An 18,037-nucleotide genomic window follows, 5' to 3' on the forward strand; every position below is an offset into this window, starting at 1 on the left:
CCGTCACCTCCGGGTACGGGGGTCGAGGGTCTCGCGAAGCGACTCTCCCATCAGCGTGAAGCCCAGGGCGACGACGATGATGCACAGCGCCGGGTAGATCGCGAGGTGCGGGAACGAGTTGAAGTACTGCTGCGCGCCGCCCAGCATCTGCCCCCACTCCGGCCGGCCGTCGTCGGGGTTGCCCAGCCCGAGGAAGGACAGGGCGGCGGCGTCGAGGATGGACACGGCCAGGCTGAGGGTCGCCTGCACGATCACCGGCCCGAGCGCGTTGGGGACCATGTGCCGGAACACGATGGCCCCCGGCTTCACGCCCAGCGCCCGCGCGGCCAGCACGTGGTCGGTGTCGCGCTGCACCAGCATCGATCCGCGCATGAGCCGGGCGAAGACCGGCACCTGCACGATCGCGATGGTGAGGATCAGGGTCCACTCGCTGGGGTGGGCGAACAGCGCCGCGATCGAGAAGGCCATCAGCAGCGACGGGATCGCCAGCATCACGTCCACCGCCCGCATCACGAGCATGTCGACCTTGCCGGCGAACACGCCCGCGACGAGGCCGAGCGCGATGCCGCCGACGAAACCGCCGAGTGTCGCCATCACCCCGACGACGAGGGTCTGCTGGGCCCCGGCGACCAGCCGGGACAGCAGATCACGACCGGCGGGGTCCCCGCCCAGCGGGAACCCCTCCTGCGGGAGCGGAACGGGGTTCGACTGGGCGCGTACCTGGTCGAGGAGCAGCGGGGCGGCCGGGTCGTGCGGCGCCAGCACCGGCGCGGCGATCGCGACAAGGACGAACACGAATGTGATCACCGAGCCGATCAGGAACGCCGGCTGGCGCAGCAGCCGCCTCAGGGTCTGCGCGCCCGGTCGTGCGGTCGCGGTACGGCGGCGCGGAACGGCCGGGGCGGTGGTCACGGCGTCCTCACTCTCGGGTCGCACAGCGCGTAGGCGATGTCGACGACGATGTTGATGACCAGGTACAGGACGGCGGCGATCATGATGAGGGCCTGCAGTACCGCGTAGTCGCGTGTGGAGAAGGCCAGTGCCATCGACTGTCCCAGCCCGCGGTAGTTGAAGACGGTCTCGGTGAGCACGGCTCCGGCGAACAGGCCGCCGGCCTGCAGCCCGATCACCGTGATCACCGGCAGCAGCGAGTTGCGCAGCACATGGCGCCCGGCGACCGTCGGGTTCCGCAGACCCTTGGAGTTCGCCGTGCGGACGAAGTCCTGCTGGAGCGTCTCGGCGACGGACGCCCGGGTCAGCCGGAAGATCACGGCGAAGGGGATGATCGTCAGGGCGATCGTCGGCAGCGTGAGGTAGCGAAGGCTCTCGACGAACGCGGCCCCGCTCCCGGCGAGCAGCGAGTCCAGGAGCGTCAGCCCCGTCGGCGTCGGTATGGATCCGCTCAGGTCGGCCCGTCCTGACGGCGGCAGCCATCCCGCGCGGACGGCGAAGACGTACTTGAGGACGAACCCGGTGAAGAAGACCGGTACGGCGAGGCCGAGCACGGAGAAGCCGAGGAAGGCGACGTCGAACACGCCGCGTCTCGTCGCCGCCCAGTAACCGGCGGCGACGCCGAGCACGGCGCCGACGACCAGTGCGCACAGGGCGAGCTCGATCGTGGCGGGCGCCCGGGTGAGGAGCACCTCGGTGACCGGCGCGCCGCGCCAGACGCCCGTCGACACGCCGAGGTCACCGGTCCAGAACCGCCCCAGGTAGCGCAGGTACTGCGTCCACAGCGGCGCGTCCAGGCCGAGTGACTCGACGAGCTTCGCGCGGTCCTGCGGGCTGGCGTTCTCACCGAGCAGCGCGTCGAGTGGTCCGCCGGGGAGACTACGCAGCCAGGCGAACAGGATCGCCGTGAGGGCGACGAAGGTCACGACCGCCTGGAGTGTCCTTCGGAGGATGAACCGGAACATGTCTATCCAATCGGTGCGGGCGCGCGCCTGCTCGCGCCTGCGCGCGGCCCGCACCCCGGGTGGAGCTATTCGCCGAAGGTGGCCGTGGCCAGGGGCTCGCCGCCGACCGGGCTGGTGACGATGCCGCGCACGCTGCCGTGGAGAACCAGGGCGGAGGGGCTGCTGGCGATCGGGATCGACGGCAGCCAGTCCTTGGACATCTTGCGGTTGATCTCGAGGTACATGCCGACGCGCTTCTGCGGATCCGGCTCGCTGTCCGCCTCCTTGAGGTCGTCGACGAGTTCCTGGCCGAAGCCGAGAAGGCCGGTGTCGAAGGCGTTGTCGGTGGCGCCGAACAGGATGCCCAGGAAGTTCTGGGCGCTGTTGTAGTGGCCCGTGGTGCCGAGCAGGTAGACCGGAGCCTCGCCCGCCTCACGACCGCTGAGGTAACCACCGGCCCACGGCTTCGCGACCGGTTCGATCTGGATGCCGACCGCTTCGAGATCGGCCTTGATCAGGTCGAAGAAGCGCTTCGGCTCGGGCATGTACGGGCGCGTGACCTCGGTCGGATACCACAGCTGGATCTTGAGGTTCGGCACACCGGCCTCGGCGAGCAGGGCGCGCGCCTTGTCCGGGTTGTACGGGTATCCCTCGACGGCGGTGTCGTAGCCCTCGACGGAGCGGGGGACGAACTGCGTCACGGTCTCGGAGCCCTCGGGCAGCAGCGTGTCGACGATCTGCTGCTTGTTGATCGCCCAGGCGATGGCCTGACGGACGCGGAGATCCTTGAGCTCGGGCACGGTGGTCGCGTTCAGGCCGAGGTACATGACGTTGAACGGCGGCCGGGTGACGACCTGGAACCCCTGGTCCTTCAGGCTCTGCCAGTCACGAGGGGCCGGCAGGTCGTAGGCGTGGATGGTGCCGGCCTCTAGCTCCTGCCGGCGGGCCGTCTCATCCGGGATCGTCCGGAACTCGACACCAGCGATCTTCGGCGCCTCGCCCCAGTACTTGTCGTTGCGCGCGAGCTTGACCGTACCGGTCGAGTCGTCGTACGAGACGAAGGCGAACGGGCCGGTTCCCGTCGGGTGCAGGCGGCCGTACTCAGGGAAGGCGAAGCCCTCGCCCTTGGCCTCGACCCCGTTGGCGTTGTACTTCTCCATCGCCGCCGGGCTCGACATGGCGTAGGTGCCGTGCGCGAGGATGGTGGGGAACTTCGAGCTCGGATTGGTCAGGCGCAGCACCACCTTGGACTTGTCCTGCGCCTCGCATCCGGCGTACAGCGAGGGAGTCTTGTCGCCCTCGAAGCCTCCGAAGTCGTTCACCCAGGTGTGGCTGACCGCCGAGGTGCGCGCGATCTTGGGCTGCCGGTACCACCGTTCGAAGTTCGCGCAGACGGCGGCGGCGTCGAAGGCCGTGCCGTCATGGAAGCTGACGCCCTCGCGGAGCTGGAACGTCCACTGCTTTCCGTCCTTGCTCTGCTCCCACGAGACCGCCAGGCCGGGCGCGGGGTCGGCCGTGCCCGGCTTGAGGCTGAGCAGCCCTTCGAACATCTGGTTGTTCACCCGGGCGGACTCCCCGTCCGAGGTGTAGAACGGGTCGAAGAGCGACGGAGCGCCCGCGGCGCCGAACACGAGGACCTTGGAGCCCGATCCGTCACCGGTGCCCTTGGCCGCAGTGCCGCTCTCCGATGAGCACGATGTCAGGAGCATCACGCCGGCGACCGCGATGACCCCGGTCTTCTTGAACTTCATTGTCACTCCTGACCTTGGGGGTGGGGGAGGGGGAGCTGAGCGCCGTAGAACCAGAGGCGGGAGAAGCCGCCGTCGGGCAGGGCGCGTACGCGGACCCGCCGCGCGTCGGTTGAGGGGAGCTCGACGGCGGTCGTCGCCCCGGAGGTGATCTCGAAGGTTCCCAGCGCCGCCCAGCCGGACGCGTCGTCCGTCCGCGCCTCGACGGTGATCCGAGCCGCGCAGTTGCCGCGGAACGGCGTGGCGACGACCTCCAGCGTCCGCAGCCGGACGGGGTCCGGCCAGGAGAGCTCGACGAAATGCCGGTCGGCGTCGGACCGCCGGGGGGTCTCCCAGCCGTCGTGCGTGTTCCTCGGCATCGCGTGAGAGATCACCGACCACGGCTCCCCGAAGGAGCCCTCGGAGGCGCGCACCCGGCATCCGAGCCGGATGTCCGACAGGCGTACGCCCTCCGGCGGGCGGCTGCGGGAGACGTCGACGACGCCGTGCGCGCGGAAACGGGCGACTCCTCCGTCGGGGAAGATGCGCAGCCGGACGAAGGAGGCCGAGCGTCCGGTGTCGGCGACCGGGTACTCGTTCACGGAGTTCGGCCGCACCTCGGCGTCGGCGAGGACCTCCTGCCACGGGCCTTCGGCGGAGTCGGAGACGTCGACGCCGATGCTCCGCGGGGCGTTGAAACGGAACCCGGTGGTCTCCAGTTCGACCTGCTCGATCCGGCCCGGATGGGCGGCGCGGATCACGACCCAGTCGTGGCCGGGGTTGTGCCTGCGGCTCTCCCATCCGTCGACGTCCGCTCCGCGCAGTCCGTAGGTGCCGGGGCGCTGCGGCGGGGTGGACAGGAGCAGGGCGTCGGCCGCGCCGAAGAACTCGTCCGAGCAGTCCACCACGGATGCCCCGAGCTCACGGGCCAGCAGGTTGAGGGTCATCGCCGGTCTCCTTCTTCGTGCCGTGCCTCGCCGTCCAGGTGCGCGACGACATCCGTGCCGCGCGCCCACCACAGGCCGTCCATGCCGCGCAGGGCGCGCAGCGTCTCGCGCAGGCGCGCGAACCGGAACGGCTGGCCGATGAGCCAGGGGTGCAGACCCAGCACCAGAGTCCGGGTGCGCGGCGCGTCCTCCTCGAGCAGCCGCCGTGCGGAAACGGTGACGTCGTCGGCCCACCTGCCGATCGGCGTGCCGCGCTTGAGGTGGGAGAACACGTCGTCGAGGTGGATGTTCACCGGGATGTCGACGATGTCGCCGCGGGACGTGGCCAGGATGTTCGGCGCCTCGTCGTTGGGCCAGTCGGCGGTCCAGCGGATGCCGAGGCCGGCGAGATCCTCCAGGGTCGTGGTGGACTGCGCGTAGTCCAGGCCGCTCCAGCCGGTCGGCCGGACGCCGCAGGCCTCGGCCACGGCGTCGATCGACTCGGCGAGGTAGGCGCGCTGCTCCTGGGCGCCCATCCCGTCGTGCAGGATGCCGGCGCCGTCAAGCCCGTGCGCCGCGAACTCCGCGCCGGACTCGGCGACGCGCTCCACCAGGCGGGTACGGTGCCGGGCGGAGAAGGCGTCGATCGCGACCGTCGGGGCGATCTCCAGCTCGTCGAGGAGGTCGAGGACGCGGAACGCGCCGACCCGCAGCCCGTACTCGTGCTGCGAGGTGGAGTGCACGTCCATGATCTGCGGGTACGGGCCGCGCATCGCCACGCTCGACGGCGGGAGGCCGGGTGCGGAGCCGGGCAGCGCGGGCACGTGGTCGAGGTGCATCAGCACGACCACGGCCAGGCGCGCGCCGCCGGGCCAGCCGCGGTTCGGAGCGAGGCGGGACCCGCCCTCGGCCTCGTGCAACGGTCTCACGAGCTGCATGTCAGCACCATCCGATCGCGTCGACGTGGGCGGCGATCCGCTCCGGGGTGGTCCACCAGATGTCGTCCTGCGAGCCCAGCCGCTCGAACATCTGCGCCAGGTGGCCGATCCGGTGTGGAATGCCCATGTACAGGGGGTGGAGCGCGATCGTCATGACGTACGCGGTGTCGCGTTCGCGGGCCTCGGCGGAGAGCACCTCGTACTGGGACTGGACGATCTCGGCGAAGTAGTCGCTGTCCAGACCGAACATCGGCGACCCGGGGAAGAGCAGCGCGTCGTTGACCTCGCGGGAGTAGGGAACGCCGACCAGCCCCCCGCCGCTCGGCCCGTCGAGCCGGAACGGCTGGTCGTCGACGAACCAGTCGGTCGTGTAGGTCATCCCCGCCTCGGCCATCAGCCGGTAGGTGGCCGGGGTCGCGCTGAACGAGGGCCCCAGCATCCCTCGCATGCGGTAGCCGGTGAGCTCCCGCACGGTGGAGACGGTGTAGTCGTAGAACTCGCGCTCCGCGCTCTCGGACTCGCCGAACAGGAGACGGCTGTTGTAGGTGCCGTGGCTCATGAAGCTCCACCGCCGGTCGACCATCGCCTCCGCGATGTCGGGGTACAGGCGCAGCACCTCGCAGTTGAGCGAGCAGGTGACCTGCACGGGGGAGTCGTCGAGTACCGGCAGCATCCGCCAGAAGCCGACACGGTTGCCGAAGTCACGGAACGCGTAGCCGACGATGTCCGGCTTCGCCGGCACGCGGTAGAAGTAGTCCCGGTGCGGGTTCGTCGGCGGAAGATACTCGTAGTGCTCGATGTTCATGACCACGTTCACGGCGACGCGCTTGCCGTCGGGCAGGGGCAGGCTCTTCCGCCGGTCGAGGGGCCGATAGCTGAGGAACTCGTCCATCTTGGTTCTTTCCGTATTCGCTTCAGGGCACGGTCGCGGGCTGAGGGGCCAGCGCCTCGACGACCTCGTCCAGGCCGCGGACACGGCCGAGCTGCGGGAAGACCGCGCGCACCGAGTGATGGTGCTGCTCGGCGGTGTAGGCCGACATCGCCTCGGGGACGAAGACGACGTTGTAGGCGTGGTCGTAGGCCGCGCGGGCGGTCCCCTCGACGCCGAATCCGGTGGAGATCCCCGCCATGATCACGGTGGTGACGCCGCGCCGGCGCAGCTGCAGGTCGAGGTCGGAGCCGTGGAAGGCGTTCCAGCTGCGCTTCACGATCACCGGCTCGGTGGGCAGCGGATCGACGCCGGAGAGGAAGTGGTCCCAGCCGGGCCGCCGTACCGGACGTGCGGGACGTTCGACGTCGGTGAGCAGCTTGCCGCCGAGTGAGTCACCCTCGTCCGGCAGGAAGCTGGTGCGCACGTGCACGACAAGGCCGCCCGCGTTCCGGGTCGCGTCGATCAGCCGAATGCAACGTTCCAAGACGTCCTCAACGGGGTGCGGGTGCACGGGGTGGTCGGCGTTGGAGCCCTGCAGGTCGATGAGGACGAGCGCGGTGCGCAGCGGATCGAGGTGGGTCACACGATGTCCTTTCATGGGATGTGAGCGGGATCAGGCCCCGAGGATCTGCCGGGTCATGCGAAGCAGGGTCTCCTCGGAGCCGGTCCCGGTGGCCTTGCAGAGCAGTCGCAGGTCGTCGAAGTCGCCCCCGGTGATACGGGCGGTCGGGCACAGCGGCTCAAGTTCGAGCCCGGCGCTCAGGCTCGTGCCACCGAGCTGCTGGACCAGTGCCGTGGTCGTCAGGCCACCGCTGACGACCACGCCGAGGCACTTGTTCTTGCCGTGGGCCGAGGCGTCGAGCAGGCCGCGTACCGCCCTGGCGAGCTGTTCGGCGACGACCCAGCGGTCGGGGTCGTCACGGTCGGTCTCGTGCAGGGCGAGGATCCGATGCGAGGCGAGCACCTCGTGCGCGGCGGCCGTCCCCCAGCTCGCGGCTTCGGCGGCGGTGGTGATCAGCGCACGGGAGCCGTAGGCCGCTCCGAGCCTGCGCAGCTGCGCGAGGTCGGTTTCGTGGTTGCCGGGGGTGACGACGACGACGAAACCGTCGCGGCCGAGGTCGGGGTAGAACCTCAGCCAGCCGCCGGTGCTCGCGGTCGCGACGGCGTGCCCCTCCTCGCGAAGCCGGGTCGCGGCCTGCGCGGCGGTGCCGAGGTGCGCCTCGACCGTGCCGTCGAGGACGAACCGCCGGATGCCGCGGGCGCAGGCCTCAAGAATGTGCGTGGTGACGGCGTCGGCGCCCTGGTCAAGGGTCGTGAGCCCGATCAGTTCGGCGTTCTCGGTGCGGATCGCGGACCGCACGTCGACGTCGAGCCCGGCGCCCACCGGCATGGGGGCGAGCAGGTGGCCGTCGACGCAGACACGGCCGGCGGTCGGATAGGCCGGGACGACGAGAAGGATGCCGTTCTCGTCCTGCCCCGCGTCGATCCCGGCGACCAGCGCGTCCGGAGAGCCGCGCAGTTCGGCGTTGAGCTTCGCCTCGACCCGCTCGCAGCCGTGGTCGTCGAGCCAGGCCGCCCACTCGCGGATACGCGCCTCCGCGGCACCCGCGGCGTGGTGCAGGTCGAGGTCGACGACGATGGCGTCCGCGTCGGAGACGACAGCTGCGGGGTGACGCACGATCACCGGGTCGAGCCCGCGCTGGCGCAGCCGGCAGGCGACCGCGACGGACCCCTGCAGGTCCTCCGCGAGGATGCCCATGGCCGGTGCACGAGGGGGACGCGGCAGCTTTGAGGGGGCCATCGATGGGGGTTCCGTTCTCGACGTCGGCAACTCCCCCGAGAGTATTGAGCCGATGACCGGCAGTCATTCGACGAATGTCGCACGTTCCCCGGCAGGGCCGGGGCGGGGAGCGGAGCCGCTCCGACCCGGCCGGTGACGCCCCGACGACGCGGGCCGGTCCGCGTCGTTCCTCCGAGGTCTCGTGCGCTACGCCGTACGGCCGAGAGCCCGGCGGCGGCGAGGCCGTCCGTGTGGTCGCGGACATGGACGAACGGACCGCGCCTCGACGCGCGGGCGCGGTCCCGCCGAAGGTCAGGACTCGCGGGTGGTGATGCCCTCCAGCGCCAGGCGGAGCAGGCGTGCGCTGGCGTCCCCCCGGGAGACCGTCTGCTCGCGCACCCAGGCGACGCCGCTGAGAAGGTCGAACAACTCCCCGGGGGTGAGGTCGGCACGCACGTCACCCGCCGTCTGGGCGGCGCGCAACAGGTCGGCGCCACTGCGGTGCATCGCGGCGCACATGGCGTGCGAGGGGGTTCCCTCGTCGTACATGCTCCGGGTGAGGATGCCGACGAGGCCGCGGAAGGTGCTGAAGTGCACGACGGCCTCGCTCATCCACCCGGTCAGCGCGTCGAGCGGGTCCCGCTCCGAGGCCAGCCGTCCGGCCTGGGCGACGAGGTTCTCCAGGCCGTCACGGGTGGTGGCCTCGACGAGCGCGGCGCGGGTGGGGAAGTGGCGGTACAGCGTGCCGATCGCCACTCCGGCCTGGCTCGCGATCTCCTCCAGGGAGGCGTCGGAGCCGGAGGCCTCGAACGCCTTGCGCGCCGCGGCGAGGATGGCGTCGTAGTTACGCTGCCCGTCGGCCCTCCTCGGGCGCTGGGCGATGTATGGCCTGTCGTCCACCGGCTACCTCCCGCTTGACAACCTGAGGAACCCTCAGTTTGAATGCTGCCGCCTAACCTGAGATCGCCTCAGTATAGGCATGCCCATTAACCTGAGGGTGCCTCACTGTGCGCCCCGCCGGTGAACCGTGGAGGTTTCATGACCCAGGAAAGCGTCCCGGCCGGTCTCCCGCGGAGCGACAGGGCGTGGGCCCTCGTGCTCACGGCGATCGTCGGCGCCGAGTTCATGCTCCAGCTCGACGGCACGATCGTGAACGTCGCGCTTCCCGCCCTGCAGTCCGATCTCCACCTGTCGGTGTCCGGAGGGTCGTGGGTGCCCAACGGCTTCCTCCTCGCCTTCGGCGGCCTGCTGCTTTTCGCCGGCCGCCTCGGCGACGTGCTGGGACACCGCAAGGTCTTCCTCGCGGGGATCGCGCTGGTCGTGGTGGCCTCGCTGGTCGCCGGTCTCGCGCCGAACCTGGAGGTGCTGCTCGCCGGCCGGGTCCTGCAGGGCGCGGGCGCGGCCATCGCCGGTCCCACCGGCCTGGCGCTGCTCGCGATCGTCTTCCAGGGGGAACGGCAGCAACGGGCCCTCGGCCTCTACTCCACCGTGACCGGCCTCGGAGCCTCAGCCGGGATGGTGCTGGGCGGAGTGCTGACCTGGGCGGGGGACTGGCGCTGGAGCCTGCTGGTGAACGTGCCGATCGGGCTGGTTCTCATCGTGATCACCGCCAGGGCGCTGGGCCTGCGCGACGAGCCGACCCGCTCCCGCCCGCTCGGGCTGCCCAGTGCGCTGCTGAGCACCACGGTCCTCGTCACCGCCGTGTACGGCATCGTGCACGCCGCCGAGAGCGGCTGGGGCGACCGCTGGACCCTGACGGCCCTCGGCGCCGCAGCCGTGCTGGTCGTCGTCCTGCTCCTGGTGGACCGGCGGGCCGCGGAGCCGCTGCTGCCCGTCGCGGTCCTCACCGGGCGGGACCGGGCCGGAGCCTTCCTGAGCCTGCTGCTGCTCGCGGCGGTCCTCACCGGCTTCCTGGTCTATCTGGTCCAGTATCTGCAGGGGGCGCTCGGCTTCGACGCGCTGCGCAGCGGCCTGGCCATCCTGCCCTTCGGCCTGGCGCTGCTGGCCACGACCCAGCTCCTCACCGGGCGCATCGCCGCGTTCGGCCTCAAGACGCGGGCGCTCGCCGGTCTCGCGGTCGTGCTGGCCGGGGTGGCCTGGCTGACCCGCCTCGACGGTGGCGGCGCCTACGCGAGCGACGTGCTCCCGGCCCTCGTGGTCACGGGACTCGGCGTCGGCGTGGCGATCGTCCCGCTCAACATGATCGTGCTGAGCACGGCTCCGAGCGAGTACGCCGGGGTCACGGCGGGGGTGCTGCAGACCGCGCTCACCGTCGGCGGCTCACTTGGCCTGGCCACCCTGCTGATCCCGCTGACCCAGGGGACCGGGGACGTCGCCCGGACCATCTCGTCGGTGTTCGTCTGGGCCTGCGGCGCGCTGGCCGTCGCGCTGCTCCTCGCCCTGACCCTCTGGGGCCGCCCGAAGACCTCCGGCCCGAAGGACTGAGGGACACCATCTTCAAGAGAGGGCGGGACGACGGTGGTCGCCCCGCCCTTCTGCGTTGGACTGCCGCCCGGTGGCCATACGGACTGTCGCCGGGCCCGTCGCCGTCCCGTGAACCCTCCTTTCGCTGAGCCGTACTCCTTGACGGGTGCTGAGGGGATCCGGCAGCTGCATAGTAAAAATCAATCAGCTGCAAATCAGGAAATATGCGCATATAGCCGCTCGACAGAGGGCGGTGTTTCCCATTCGATTCGAAGTGGAAACGGGAAACACCGGTACCGGCCTTGTCGGTGGCTCTTCGGCTGCCGCACCCTTGCGAGTGGTGAATCACGGCCGTCCGGGCAACCCTCGACGGAGGTTCGTGTGGTCCAGCAGCGAATCCGATTCGGCGGAGAACTCCGGAGAAGGCGTCTCGCCGCCGGTCTCACTCTCAGTGATCTGGCCGGAATGGTCCATTACAGCAAAAGCCAGCTGAGCAAGGTCGAACGAGGACTCAAGGCGCCCAGCCGTGAGCTGGCACGTCACTGCGACAGCAAGCTCAACGCCGGAGGCGCGCTCGCCTCCCTGGTTCGTGAACGGTCCTCAACGACGGGGATCGCGGAGGTGGGCGATGACAGTGAGGAGGTGTGGTTGATGCAGTTGTCCGAGGACGGGCGGAACCTGTTCCAGCCGGTCAGCAGAAGACAGATGATGGCGGCGGGCGCGGCCTCGATCGCCGGGATGAGCATCGGCGGGCATGGGGCCTCCTCAGCGACGGAGGAGATGACGCTTCTCGGCGCGTCCCGGTCGCTGTTCGATCAGTACCGGCAGCTCGGTCAGACGGTCAGGCCCGGTCTGCTGCTTCCCGTGCTCATCGCGCAGACCGGCACGCTCAGGGAACTCGCCGCCACCGCGGGTCCGCGTACCCGCCAGGGGCTGTTGAGACTTGGTTCCCGGTACGCCGAGTACGTCGGCTGGCTGATGCAGGAGTCGGGGAACGAGGAGGCGGCCCTGTGGTGGACGCGCCGTGCCGTCGATCTGGCTGCGGCGGGTGGTGACCGCGACCTCGCGGCCTACGGTCTGGTGCGCCGGGCATTGGTCACGCTCTACCGGCAGGACGCGGGACAGACCGTGGAACTGGCGCGGCAGGCGCAGGACGGCGGGACTCCGCCACGAATTCGTGGACTGGCCGCGCAGCGGGAGGCGCAGGGGCACGCGCTCGCGGGTGACTACGACGCCTGTATGCGCAGTCTGGACAGGGCGCGGGCGTTGCTCGCGAGTCATGTGCCGGATTCGGACACCCCTGTTATCGGCACGACGAACCTGCCCGATCCGGCTGGGATGATCACCGGTTGGTGCCTGTACGACCTGGGGCGTCCTGAGGAGGCGGCCGAGGTCATGGACAGGCAGATGGCGCAGGTTCCTGTCCACGCCGTGCGCACCCAGGTCCGTTACGGAGTGCGCCGCGCCCTCGCCCACGCCGCAGCCGGCGAGATCGATCACGCGTGCGACCTGGTGGCTGGGCTGCTCGGCAGCGCCGTCACGGTGAGCTCGGCCACCATCACCGCCGACCTGCGGGCTCTCGCCCGCACTCTGGCCCGTCACCCGCGCAATCCATCGGTTCGCGCTCTGGCTCCCGAACTCAACATCGCTTTGCAGATCGACGTTTCCTAGAAAGGGCAATCACCATGCACGAGGTATTCGTCAACTATCGAACAGGAGACGGCGACAAGAGTGCCGTCGTCATCGAGCAGGAACTCAACAACCGTTTCGGAGAAGGCACGGTTTTCCGTGCGGGAACGTCCATCAAATCCGGCGAGCGCTATCCGGAGAAGCTGATCAACGGTGTGAAGCGCAGCTCCGTCCTGCTCGCCGTCATCGGCCCGAACTGGATTCACCACCCCGCACTGCACGACGAGGACGACTGGGTCCGCAGAGAGATCGTCCAGGCACTCGCGGACGGAATCCCGGTCATACCGCTTCTCGACGGCCGCAGGACCGAACGGCTGAAGCGCGGTGACCTGCCGAAGGAACTGGCCGTGCTGGCGGAGCACCAGTCGCTCCCGATGGACCTGCACCAGGACGTGCGCTCCAGCCTCGAACGTCTCGCCGACCGGATCGTGGAGTGCGTCCCGTCACTTGGCGCACCGCCTCCGGGAGCCGCCGAGACCCCTGGCTCCGTGAATAACTCGATGGCGGACGTGTACGGCACGGCCGTCCAGGCCCGCGACATCACCGGTGACGTGGGCACCGTCATCAAGGGGAACCACGGACCGGTCCACACGGGCAACGAGGGGCCGGTCCACATGGGCAAGGGGGATTTGAACGACTACCGCAACTCCTCGCGCACCTTCGGTGACGGGGCCATATATGTCGAGGGCGACAACCGCAGAGAAATCCGTCACCGCTTCGGAGATTCCCGCAAGGACGGGGACGACAACCGTTGAGTGACCAGATCAACTCCTCCGTTTCCACTGCGAGGCATGTCCACGCCGGGAGCGGGGACATGAACGTCTACGAGTTCACGATCTCCATACTCACCGACTCCCGGGGAAAGACCTCACGGGCCCGCGCCCTCGACGAACTGGTGTGGCTCCGGTCGCGGTTCGTTTTCCCGGGAGGATACGAGGATGCGCGGCACATTCTGGGGTCTCACAACGTCGTTTTCCTGGGTGGGGTGCCGGGCAGCGGGAGGAACACCGCCGCGTGGATGTTGCTGTACGGGCATTACTCGGGTGCCGAGGAGTTCCACGAACTGTCGTCGAAGGACGAGGACGAAACCCGGCGCTTCGATCCCGACCGTATCGGGGAACGAGAGTTGCTGTTGCTGGACCTGTCGGATGTGGAGCGGCGGGACTGGCGCGGTATCCAGGCGGACCTCTATCCGCTGATCAAGTCCGTACGGGAGCACGCGGCTCGGCTGGTGGTAGTGCTTCCGCGCGACGGGGTCAGGGCTGAGGAGTTCCGGGCCGATCTCGACCGATACCGGGTCGGGATCACCCGTCCCCCGATCAGGCAGGTTCTGCGGCGCTACCTGCGGGAGGGCGGCATACCGGGGGAGGAGATCGACCTTTCCATTCCAAAGCTGTCCGCATTCTTGGACGGGGAACCTCCCGCGCGGGTTGTCGCGAGGTTTGCCCAGATCGTGCTGGAGATAAGGGAACGGTCGCAGAGGGAAGGGGAGTTCGCCGTCTGGTGTGAGAGCGCCCGTACGGTGATGACCGAGACAGGAGAGGCGGTCATCAGACTTCTCTCCAGGACACACGGGTGGCCGCAACGTGCACTGTTGCTGACCACGGCCATGTTGCATGGTGCGCATGCCGATGCTGTGTACCACGGCGCCGCCTCTCTGCTGGACGTGACCGGGCATCAGGAGAACGAGCGCATGCTGCTGGAACGCGAGGACCTCGTTACACGGCTTCATGGCATCGATGTGAAGTCCGACACCTCAGGCAGGGTGTGGTTCACGGGAGTCGAGTACGACTCCGCGATTCGCGCCCACTTCTGGAAGCACGTTCCCGAGCTTCGTGTGCATCTGCGTGACTGGGTGGGAGAGACAGTCAGTTCAGACGAACTCGATGAGGAAGATCGCGAAAGGCTGGTCCAGCGGTTCGCCGAGCAATGCCTACACGACAAGTACCGGATGAAACTGGCTGAGGCTGTGCGGCAGTGGGTGGCGTCCTCGGCGAACCCTCACCAGCTGCGGGCAGCCGCCATGGTCCTTGAGAAGGGGCTGCGAGAAAAGGAACACGGCCGGTTCTTCAGGAAACAGGTCTATGAGTGGTCGCGTGAGGACCAATTGCCCGCGAGGTTTATCCAGATGCTCGTTGCGATGTGTCGTGAGGTCATCGCCGTACACCATCCGGACCAGGCCGTGGTCCGCCTTCACCACATGGCCAGACGGGAGCATACGACCACGACCGCTCGGAACGCCCTCGTGGAACTGGTCCGGGAGAAGGCTCAGTTGCACCGCCTCATGCTGGACAGGCTCAACTACCAGCTCGCCGTGGAGCCGGAGAAGAAGAGGCGGTATCCGGCCGACATCGACCTGTTCCTGGAACTCGCCGCCCCGGCGTCGCTGACGGACCCCAGGGGCCGACGTCGGGCACCGATCACAGAAACCGTCGTAAGGGGGTGGTTGACGGGCTGCTGGGGAGCCGTCTTCAAGTGCCCACCCGACCTGTGGAGTCCTCGGATGCGTGACTGGCTTGTCGAGGCCTCGCGGGATGAGCGGCACCGTGGCTTTCTCCTAGACACGCTCGTGGAAGGCGGGGACCAGCACATGGACGTCCTGTCCCGTCTGTACACCACCGCACGAGACCTGGCCTCGACCTCCCCGCCGGAAGAGCGGGAAGACCGGACTCTTCTCGTCAAGCTCGTCCGGCGAAGGATCGACACCGTCATCGGCATTCCGGGCGCGTGAGACGTCACCGGAACGAAGGATCAAGGAGACAACGTCATGAATTCCGGCCGCAAGATGGTGACGGCCTACTTCACGGTTTTCTGCGGGCTGCTTCTGGCGGGTCTTGCCCTGTTCGCCCCCCTGCCTCTGTGGGCGTGGCCGGCGCTGGCCCTGCTGGTCGCCGTGGCGGTTCTGGTCGTCCGGGCCATCGTCCGTCCACGGGATTCCGGGTGGCCGGAACCGGAGCCGCTGGTGATGCCGGTGATACCGGTCGAACGAGAGGGCCTGCAGGAGGTCGTCCTGCCGAGCTGCGAGCCAGACTACGACTTCCGGTTCTCCGCGACCGTCCGCTGGCGTCTCGTCGGTCCGGAGCGCGATGCGCCGACCTTCGGTAATCCGGGTGCCCTGGCAGTCAAGGCGATCCTGGAACGTGCCAGGACGGTCACCGAGGAGAGGCGGCCGGAGCGGGTCTCGCTCGTCCAGCACGAGCTGAACGCCGTGCTCGGCACGATGGAACCGATCATCGGAGGGCGGCTGGAGGCGATGGCCGAGTCGGTCGCACTCACCCTCTCCGAACAGGACCAGAAGCGGCTGGACAGGCTCGCCGTGGTGCGTAAGAAGGAGGCGGTCTGGGAGCACGAGAGAAGATACGAGCGGAGCAGACGGGAGTATCTCGGCGGGGACGTGCTCAAGGACACTGGAAGTGCCGTGGTCTGGTGGCTCGCCAAGAACGACGACCAGGTGCAGAAGACGGTGGAGGACATCGAACTGCTCGCCAGGCTCACCTCGGCGGCGAACAACGAGAATCTGTCCCAGCTCTTCCAGCATCTCGCCTCCTCCCCAGCGGGAGGTGGGACGGCGGGTGACCACTTCGAGGGCTTCCTGCAGGCGATGGGACTTCCCGAGGGGGAACCGCAACGGGCCTTGTTCGCCCGGCACGTGATCGAGGTCGTCTCCAGGCACGGCAGGCAGGACGTGGCCGACGAACTGGAACGCCGGTTCGACACTCCGGCGACCTCGGCACCCGACGACCCCGGTTCCGAACCGGATCCAGGGGATGAGGAACCAGGATTCTGACGACCGACCCGTGGAGGCGGACATGGAGACCGAACTCGTGGCGCTGGCGAGCGCGGGGGCGGCGACGCTGGTCGAACTGATGATCTCCGACTCGTGGACACAGGTGAAGGACGGAGTCGCACGTTTCCTCGCCCGTGACGGTGAGACCGGGTACATGACCCGGCGACTGGACGCCTCAAGGGAAGAGATCGCGGCCATCGGTGAGACGCGCGACGCCGTCGAGGCGGACTGGCGGGCCAGGTTGTACGGCATGCTGCGATCCGACCCGGCCCTGGCCGAGGAACTGCGTCGGCTGCTCGGGTCCCCGGAACGGTCAGGTGATGTGCACAACGTCGTCAGCGGCGGCGTGCAGTACGGCCCGGTGATCCAGAGCGGGAGTATCTCCGGTCTGATCTTCCATGACCCCGACCGCGGATCTCGCAGGGGTAAGGGGAAGCCGGGCGAAGGGTAAAACTCGTGGAACGTCCTTGGTTTGGAAAAGGTCGTTCCTCGGTGGTGGGCATAACCCGTGGAGGAGACGAAGGGTGGCCGTCATGGCGGAGCGGGTGTTCGAGGACCGGCGGGACGCGGGCCGTGTCCTGGCCAGGCTCCTGGAGCACTACCGGGGCAGGCCCGACGTCGTCGTCCTGGGCCTTCCCCGGGGTGGTGTGCCCGTGGCCTACGAGATCGCCGTGGCCCTCGGGGCGCCGCTCGACGTCTTCGTCGTCCGCAAGCTGGGGCTCCCCGGCCACGAGGAGTTGGCGATGGGGGCGATCGCCGGGGGCGGGGTCGTCGTGCTCAACGAGGACGTCGTCCGGAGGGCGGGCGTCTCGCCCGAGACGTTGCGGGAGGTGACGGCCGGGGAGCGCCGGGAGCTCGTCAGGCGGGAACGGGCCTACCGGGAGGGCGGCGCCCCGCTCGACCTCATGGGCAGGACCGTCGTCGTGGTCGACGACGGGCTGGCGACGGGGGCGACCATGCGCGCCGCCGTGGCGGCGCTGCGCCGCCACGAGCCCGCCGGGATCGTCGTCGCCGTCCCGACCGCGCCGGAGCCGGCCGTCGGAGAGCTGCGTGAGTCGGCCGACCAGGTGGTCTGCGCCTCGACTCCGCCTCTCTTCTCGGCCGTCGGGTTCTCCTACCGGGACTTCGAGCAGACGACGGACGAGGAGGTGCGGGACCTCCTGCGCGCCGCGGCCGCCAGGCGGGTGCGGGCGTGACGGAGCGGTCGAGGAGGACAAGAGCGGGCAAGGGGGAACGGTGAACGCGGTCAGGATGAACCTGGAGCGGTTGGAGATCCCGGCCGCGGACGTCGTGCTTGAGGCCGACGTCGTGGTGCCCAGGCCCGCGAGCGGGGTCGTGCTCTTCGCGCACGGCAGCGGCAGCAGCCGCCACAGTCCCCGCAACCGCTACGTGGCGGGCGAGCTCAGGAGGGCGGGGCTGGCGACGGTTCTGGTCGACCTGCTCACCCCCCTTGAGGAGGAGGCCGACCTCAGGACGGGGGAGTTCCGCTTCGACGTCGGCAGGCTGGCCGTACGGCTGGCCGCGCTGGCGGGGTGGCTGGCGCGGCACGAGCCGACGGCGGGCCTGCGCGTCGGGCTCTTCGGCGCGAGCACGGGGGCGGCGGCCGCGCTCGCCGCGGCCGCCGCCAAACCCGGCCTGGTGAGGGCGGTCGTGTCCCGGGGCGGGCGGCCGGACCTGGCCGGTGAGGCGCTCGCGGCCGTCCGCGCGCCCACGCTGCTCATCGTCGGGGAACGCGACCAGGCCGTCATCGAACTCAACCGCGACGCTCTGGCGCGGCTGCCGGGGCGGACGGGGCTTGAGATCGTGCCGGGGGCCACGCACCTCTTCGAGGAGCCGGGGGCGCTGGAGAGGGTCGCGGCCCTGGCGGGGGACTGGTTCCTGCGTCACCTGCAGGGGAGCCCGCAGGCCCCGCAGGACCCGCAGGCCGGGGGCTGAGGGAC

Annotated in this window: 17 protein-coding genes; 8 read left to right on the forward strand and 9 right to left on the reverse strand. The window is 69.5% G+C overall.

What is annotated here, in order from left to right; translation table 11 throughout:
• Positions 1–3: 3 nt before the first annotated feature.
• The 9 genes from ABT340_RS18440 to ABT340_RS18480 form a co-directional block, all read right to left on the reverse strand.
• The gene (locus ABT340_RS18440) at positions 4–936 is read right to left on the reverse strand and encodes an ABC transporter permease (RefSeq protein WP_352011961.1); all 933 of its coding nucleotides are present in this window, start codon (positions 934–936) and stop codon (positions 4–6) included.
• Positions 909–1,916, reverse strand: a complete 1,008-nt coding sequence (locus ABT340_RS18445; protein WP_352011962.1) for an ABC transporter permease — start codon at positions 1,914–1,916, stop codon at positions 909–911. The genes ABT340_RS18440 and ABT340_RS18445 overlap by 28 nt, the downstream gene beginning before the upstream one ends.
• Before the next feature lie 65 nt (positions 1,917–1,981).
• Positions 1,982–3,646 (reverse strand): ABC transporter substrate-binding protein, encoded by a 1,665-nt coding sequence (locus ABT340_RS18450; protein ID WP_352011963.1) that lies wholly within the window; start codon positions 3,644–3,646, stop codon positions 1,982–1,984.
• A gap of 2 nt (positions 3,647–3,648) precedes the next feature.
• Positions 3,649–4,569, reverse strand: coding sequence for a hypothetical protein (locus ABT340_RS18455; protein ID WP_352011964.1), 921 nt, complete (start codon positions 4,567–4,569; stop codon positions 3,649–3,651).
• A complete protein-coding gene (locus ABT340_RS18460) occupies positions 4,566–5,486 on the reverse strand; it encodes a polysaccharide deacetylase family protein (protein ID WP_352011965.1) in 921 nt (306 codons plus the stop codon). The genes ABT340_RS18455 and ABT340_RS18460 overlap by 4 nt, the downstream gene beginning before the upstream one ends.
• Position 5,487: 1 nt before the next feature.
• On the reverse strand, positions 5,488–6,378 hold the full coding sequence (locus tag ABT340_RS18465) for a polysaccharide deacetylase family protein (protein WP_352011966.1): 891 nt from the start codon (positions 6,376–6,378) through the stop codon (positions 5,488–5,490).
• Positions 6,379–6,400: 22 nt separating this feature from the next.
• Positions 6,401–7,000: an isochorismatase family protein gene (locus ABT340_RS18470; RefSeq protein WP_352011967.1), complete on the reverse strand. Its 600-nt coding sequence runs from the start codon at positions 6,998–7,000 to the stop codon at positions 6,401–6,403.
• 30 nt (positions 7,001–7,030) lie between these two features.
• Positions 7,031–8,218, reverse strand: coding sequence for a four-carbon acid sugar kinase family protein (locus ABT340_RS18475; RefSeq protein WP_352011968.1), 1,188 nt, complete (start codon positions 8,216–8,218; stop codon positions 7,031–7,033).
• Positions 8,219–8,509: 291 nt separating this feature from the next.
• Positions 8,510–9,097: a TetR/AcrR family transcriptional regulator gene (locus tag ABT340_RS18480; protein ID WP_352011969.1), complete on the reverse strand. Its 588-nt coding sequence runs from the start codon at positions 9,095–9,097 to the stop codon at positions 8,510–8,512.
• A 138-nt stretch (positions 9,098–9,235) separates the two neighbouring features.
• Between ABT340_RS18480 and ABT340_RS18485 the strand changes: the two genes are divergently transcribed.
• From ABT340_RS18485 to ABT340_RS18520, 8 genes are all read left to right on the forward strand, one after another.
• Positions 9,236–10,642 carry an MFS transporter gene (locus ABT340_RS18485; RefSeq protein WP_352011970.1) on the forward strand — a complete coding sequence of 469 codons (1,407 nt, stop codon included), beginning with the start codon at positions 9,236–9,238 and terminating at the stop codon, positions 10,640–10,642.
• 360 nt (positions 10,643–11,002) lie between these two features.
• The gene (locus ABT340_RS18490) at positions 11,003–12,292 is read left to right on the forward strand and encodes an NsdA family TPR-like regulatory protein (protein WP_352011971.1); all 1,290 of its coding nucleotides are present in this window, start codon (positions 11,003–11,005) and stop codon (positions 12,290–12,292) included.
• A 14-nt stretch (positions 12,293–12,306) separates the two neighbouring features.
• Positions 12,307–13,065 carry a TIR domain-containing protein gene (locus tag ABT340_RS18495; RefSeq protein WP_352011972.1) on the forward strand — a complete coding sequence of 253 codons (759 nt, stop codon included), beginning with the start codon at positions 12,307–12,309 and terminating at the stop codon, positions 13,063–13,065.
• A 59-nt stretch (positions 13,066–13,124) separates the two neighbouring features.
• Positions 13,125–15,041: an nSTAND3 domain-containing NTPase gene (locus ABT340_RS18500; protein ID WP_352011973.1), complete on the forward strand. Its 1,917-nt coding sequence runs from the start codon at positions 13,125–13,127 to the stop codon at positions 15,039–15,041.
• A 36-nt stretch (positions 15,042–15,077) separates the two neighbouring features.
• On the forward strand, positions 15,078–16,097 hold the full coding sequence (locus ABT340_RS18505; protein ID WP_352011974.1) for a hypothetical protein: 1,020 nt from the start codon (positions 15,078–15,080) through the stop codon (positions 16,095–16,097).
• 22 nt (positions 16,098–16,119) lie between these two features.
• Positions 16,120–16,548 carry a hypothetical protein gene (locus tag ABT340_RS18510; RefSeq protein ID WP_352011975.1) on the forward strand — a complete coding sequence of 143 codons (429 nt, stop codon included), beginning with the start codon at positions 16,120–16,122 and terminating at the stop codon, positions 16,546–16,548.
• 82 nt (positions 16,549–16,630) lie between these two features.
• Positions 16,631–17,293, forward strand: a complete 663-nt coding sequence (locus ABT340_RS18515; protein WP_352012083.1) for a phosphoribosyltransferase — start codon at positions 16,631–16,633, stop codon at positions 17,291–17,293.
• A gap of 40 nt (positions 17,294–17,333) precedes the next feature.
• Complete coding sequence (locus tag ABT340_RS18520; protein ID WP_352011976.1) at positions 17,334–18,032, forward strand: dienelactone hydrolase family protein; 699 nt, start codon at positions 17,334–17,336, stop codon at positions 18,030–18,032.
• Positions 18,033–18,037: the final 5 nt, after the last annotated feature.

It is taken from the genome of Streptosporangium sp. NPDC000239, assembly GCF_040300765.1.
GTDB lineage: Bacteria > Actinomycetota > Actinomycetes > Streptosporangiales > Streptosporangiaceae > Streptosporangium.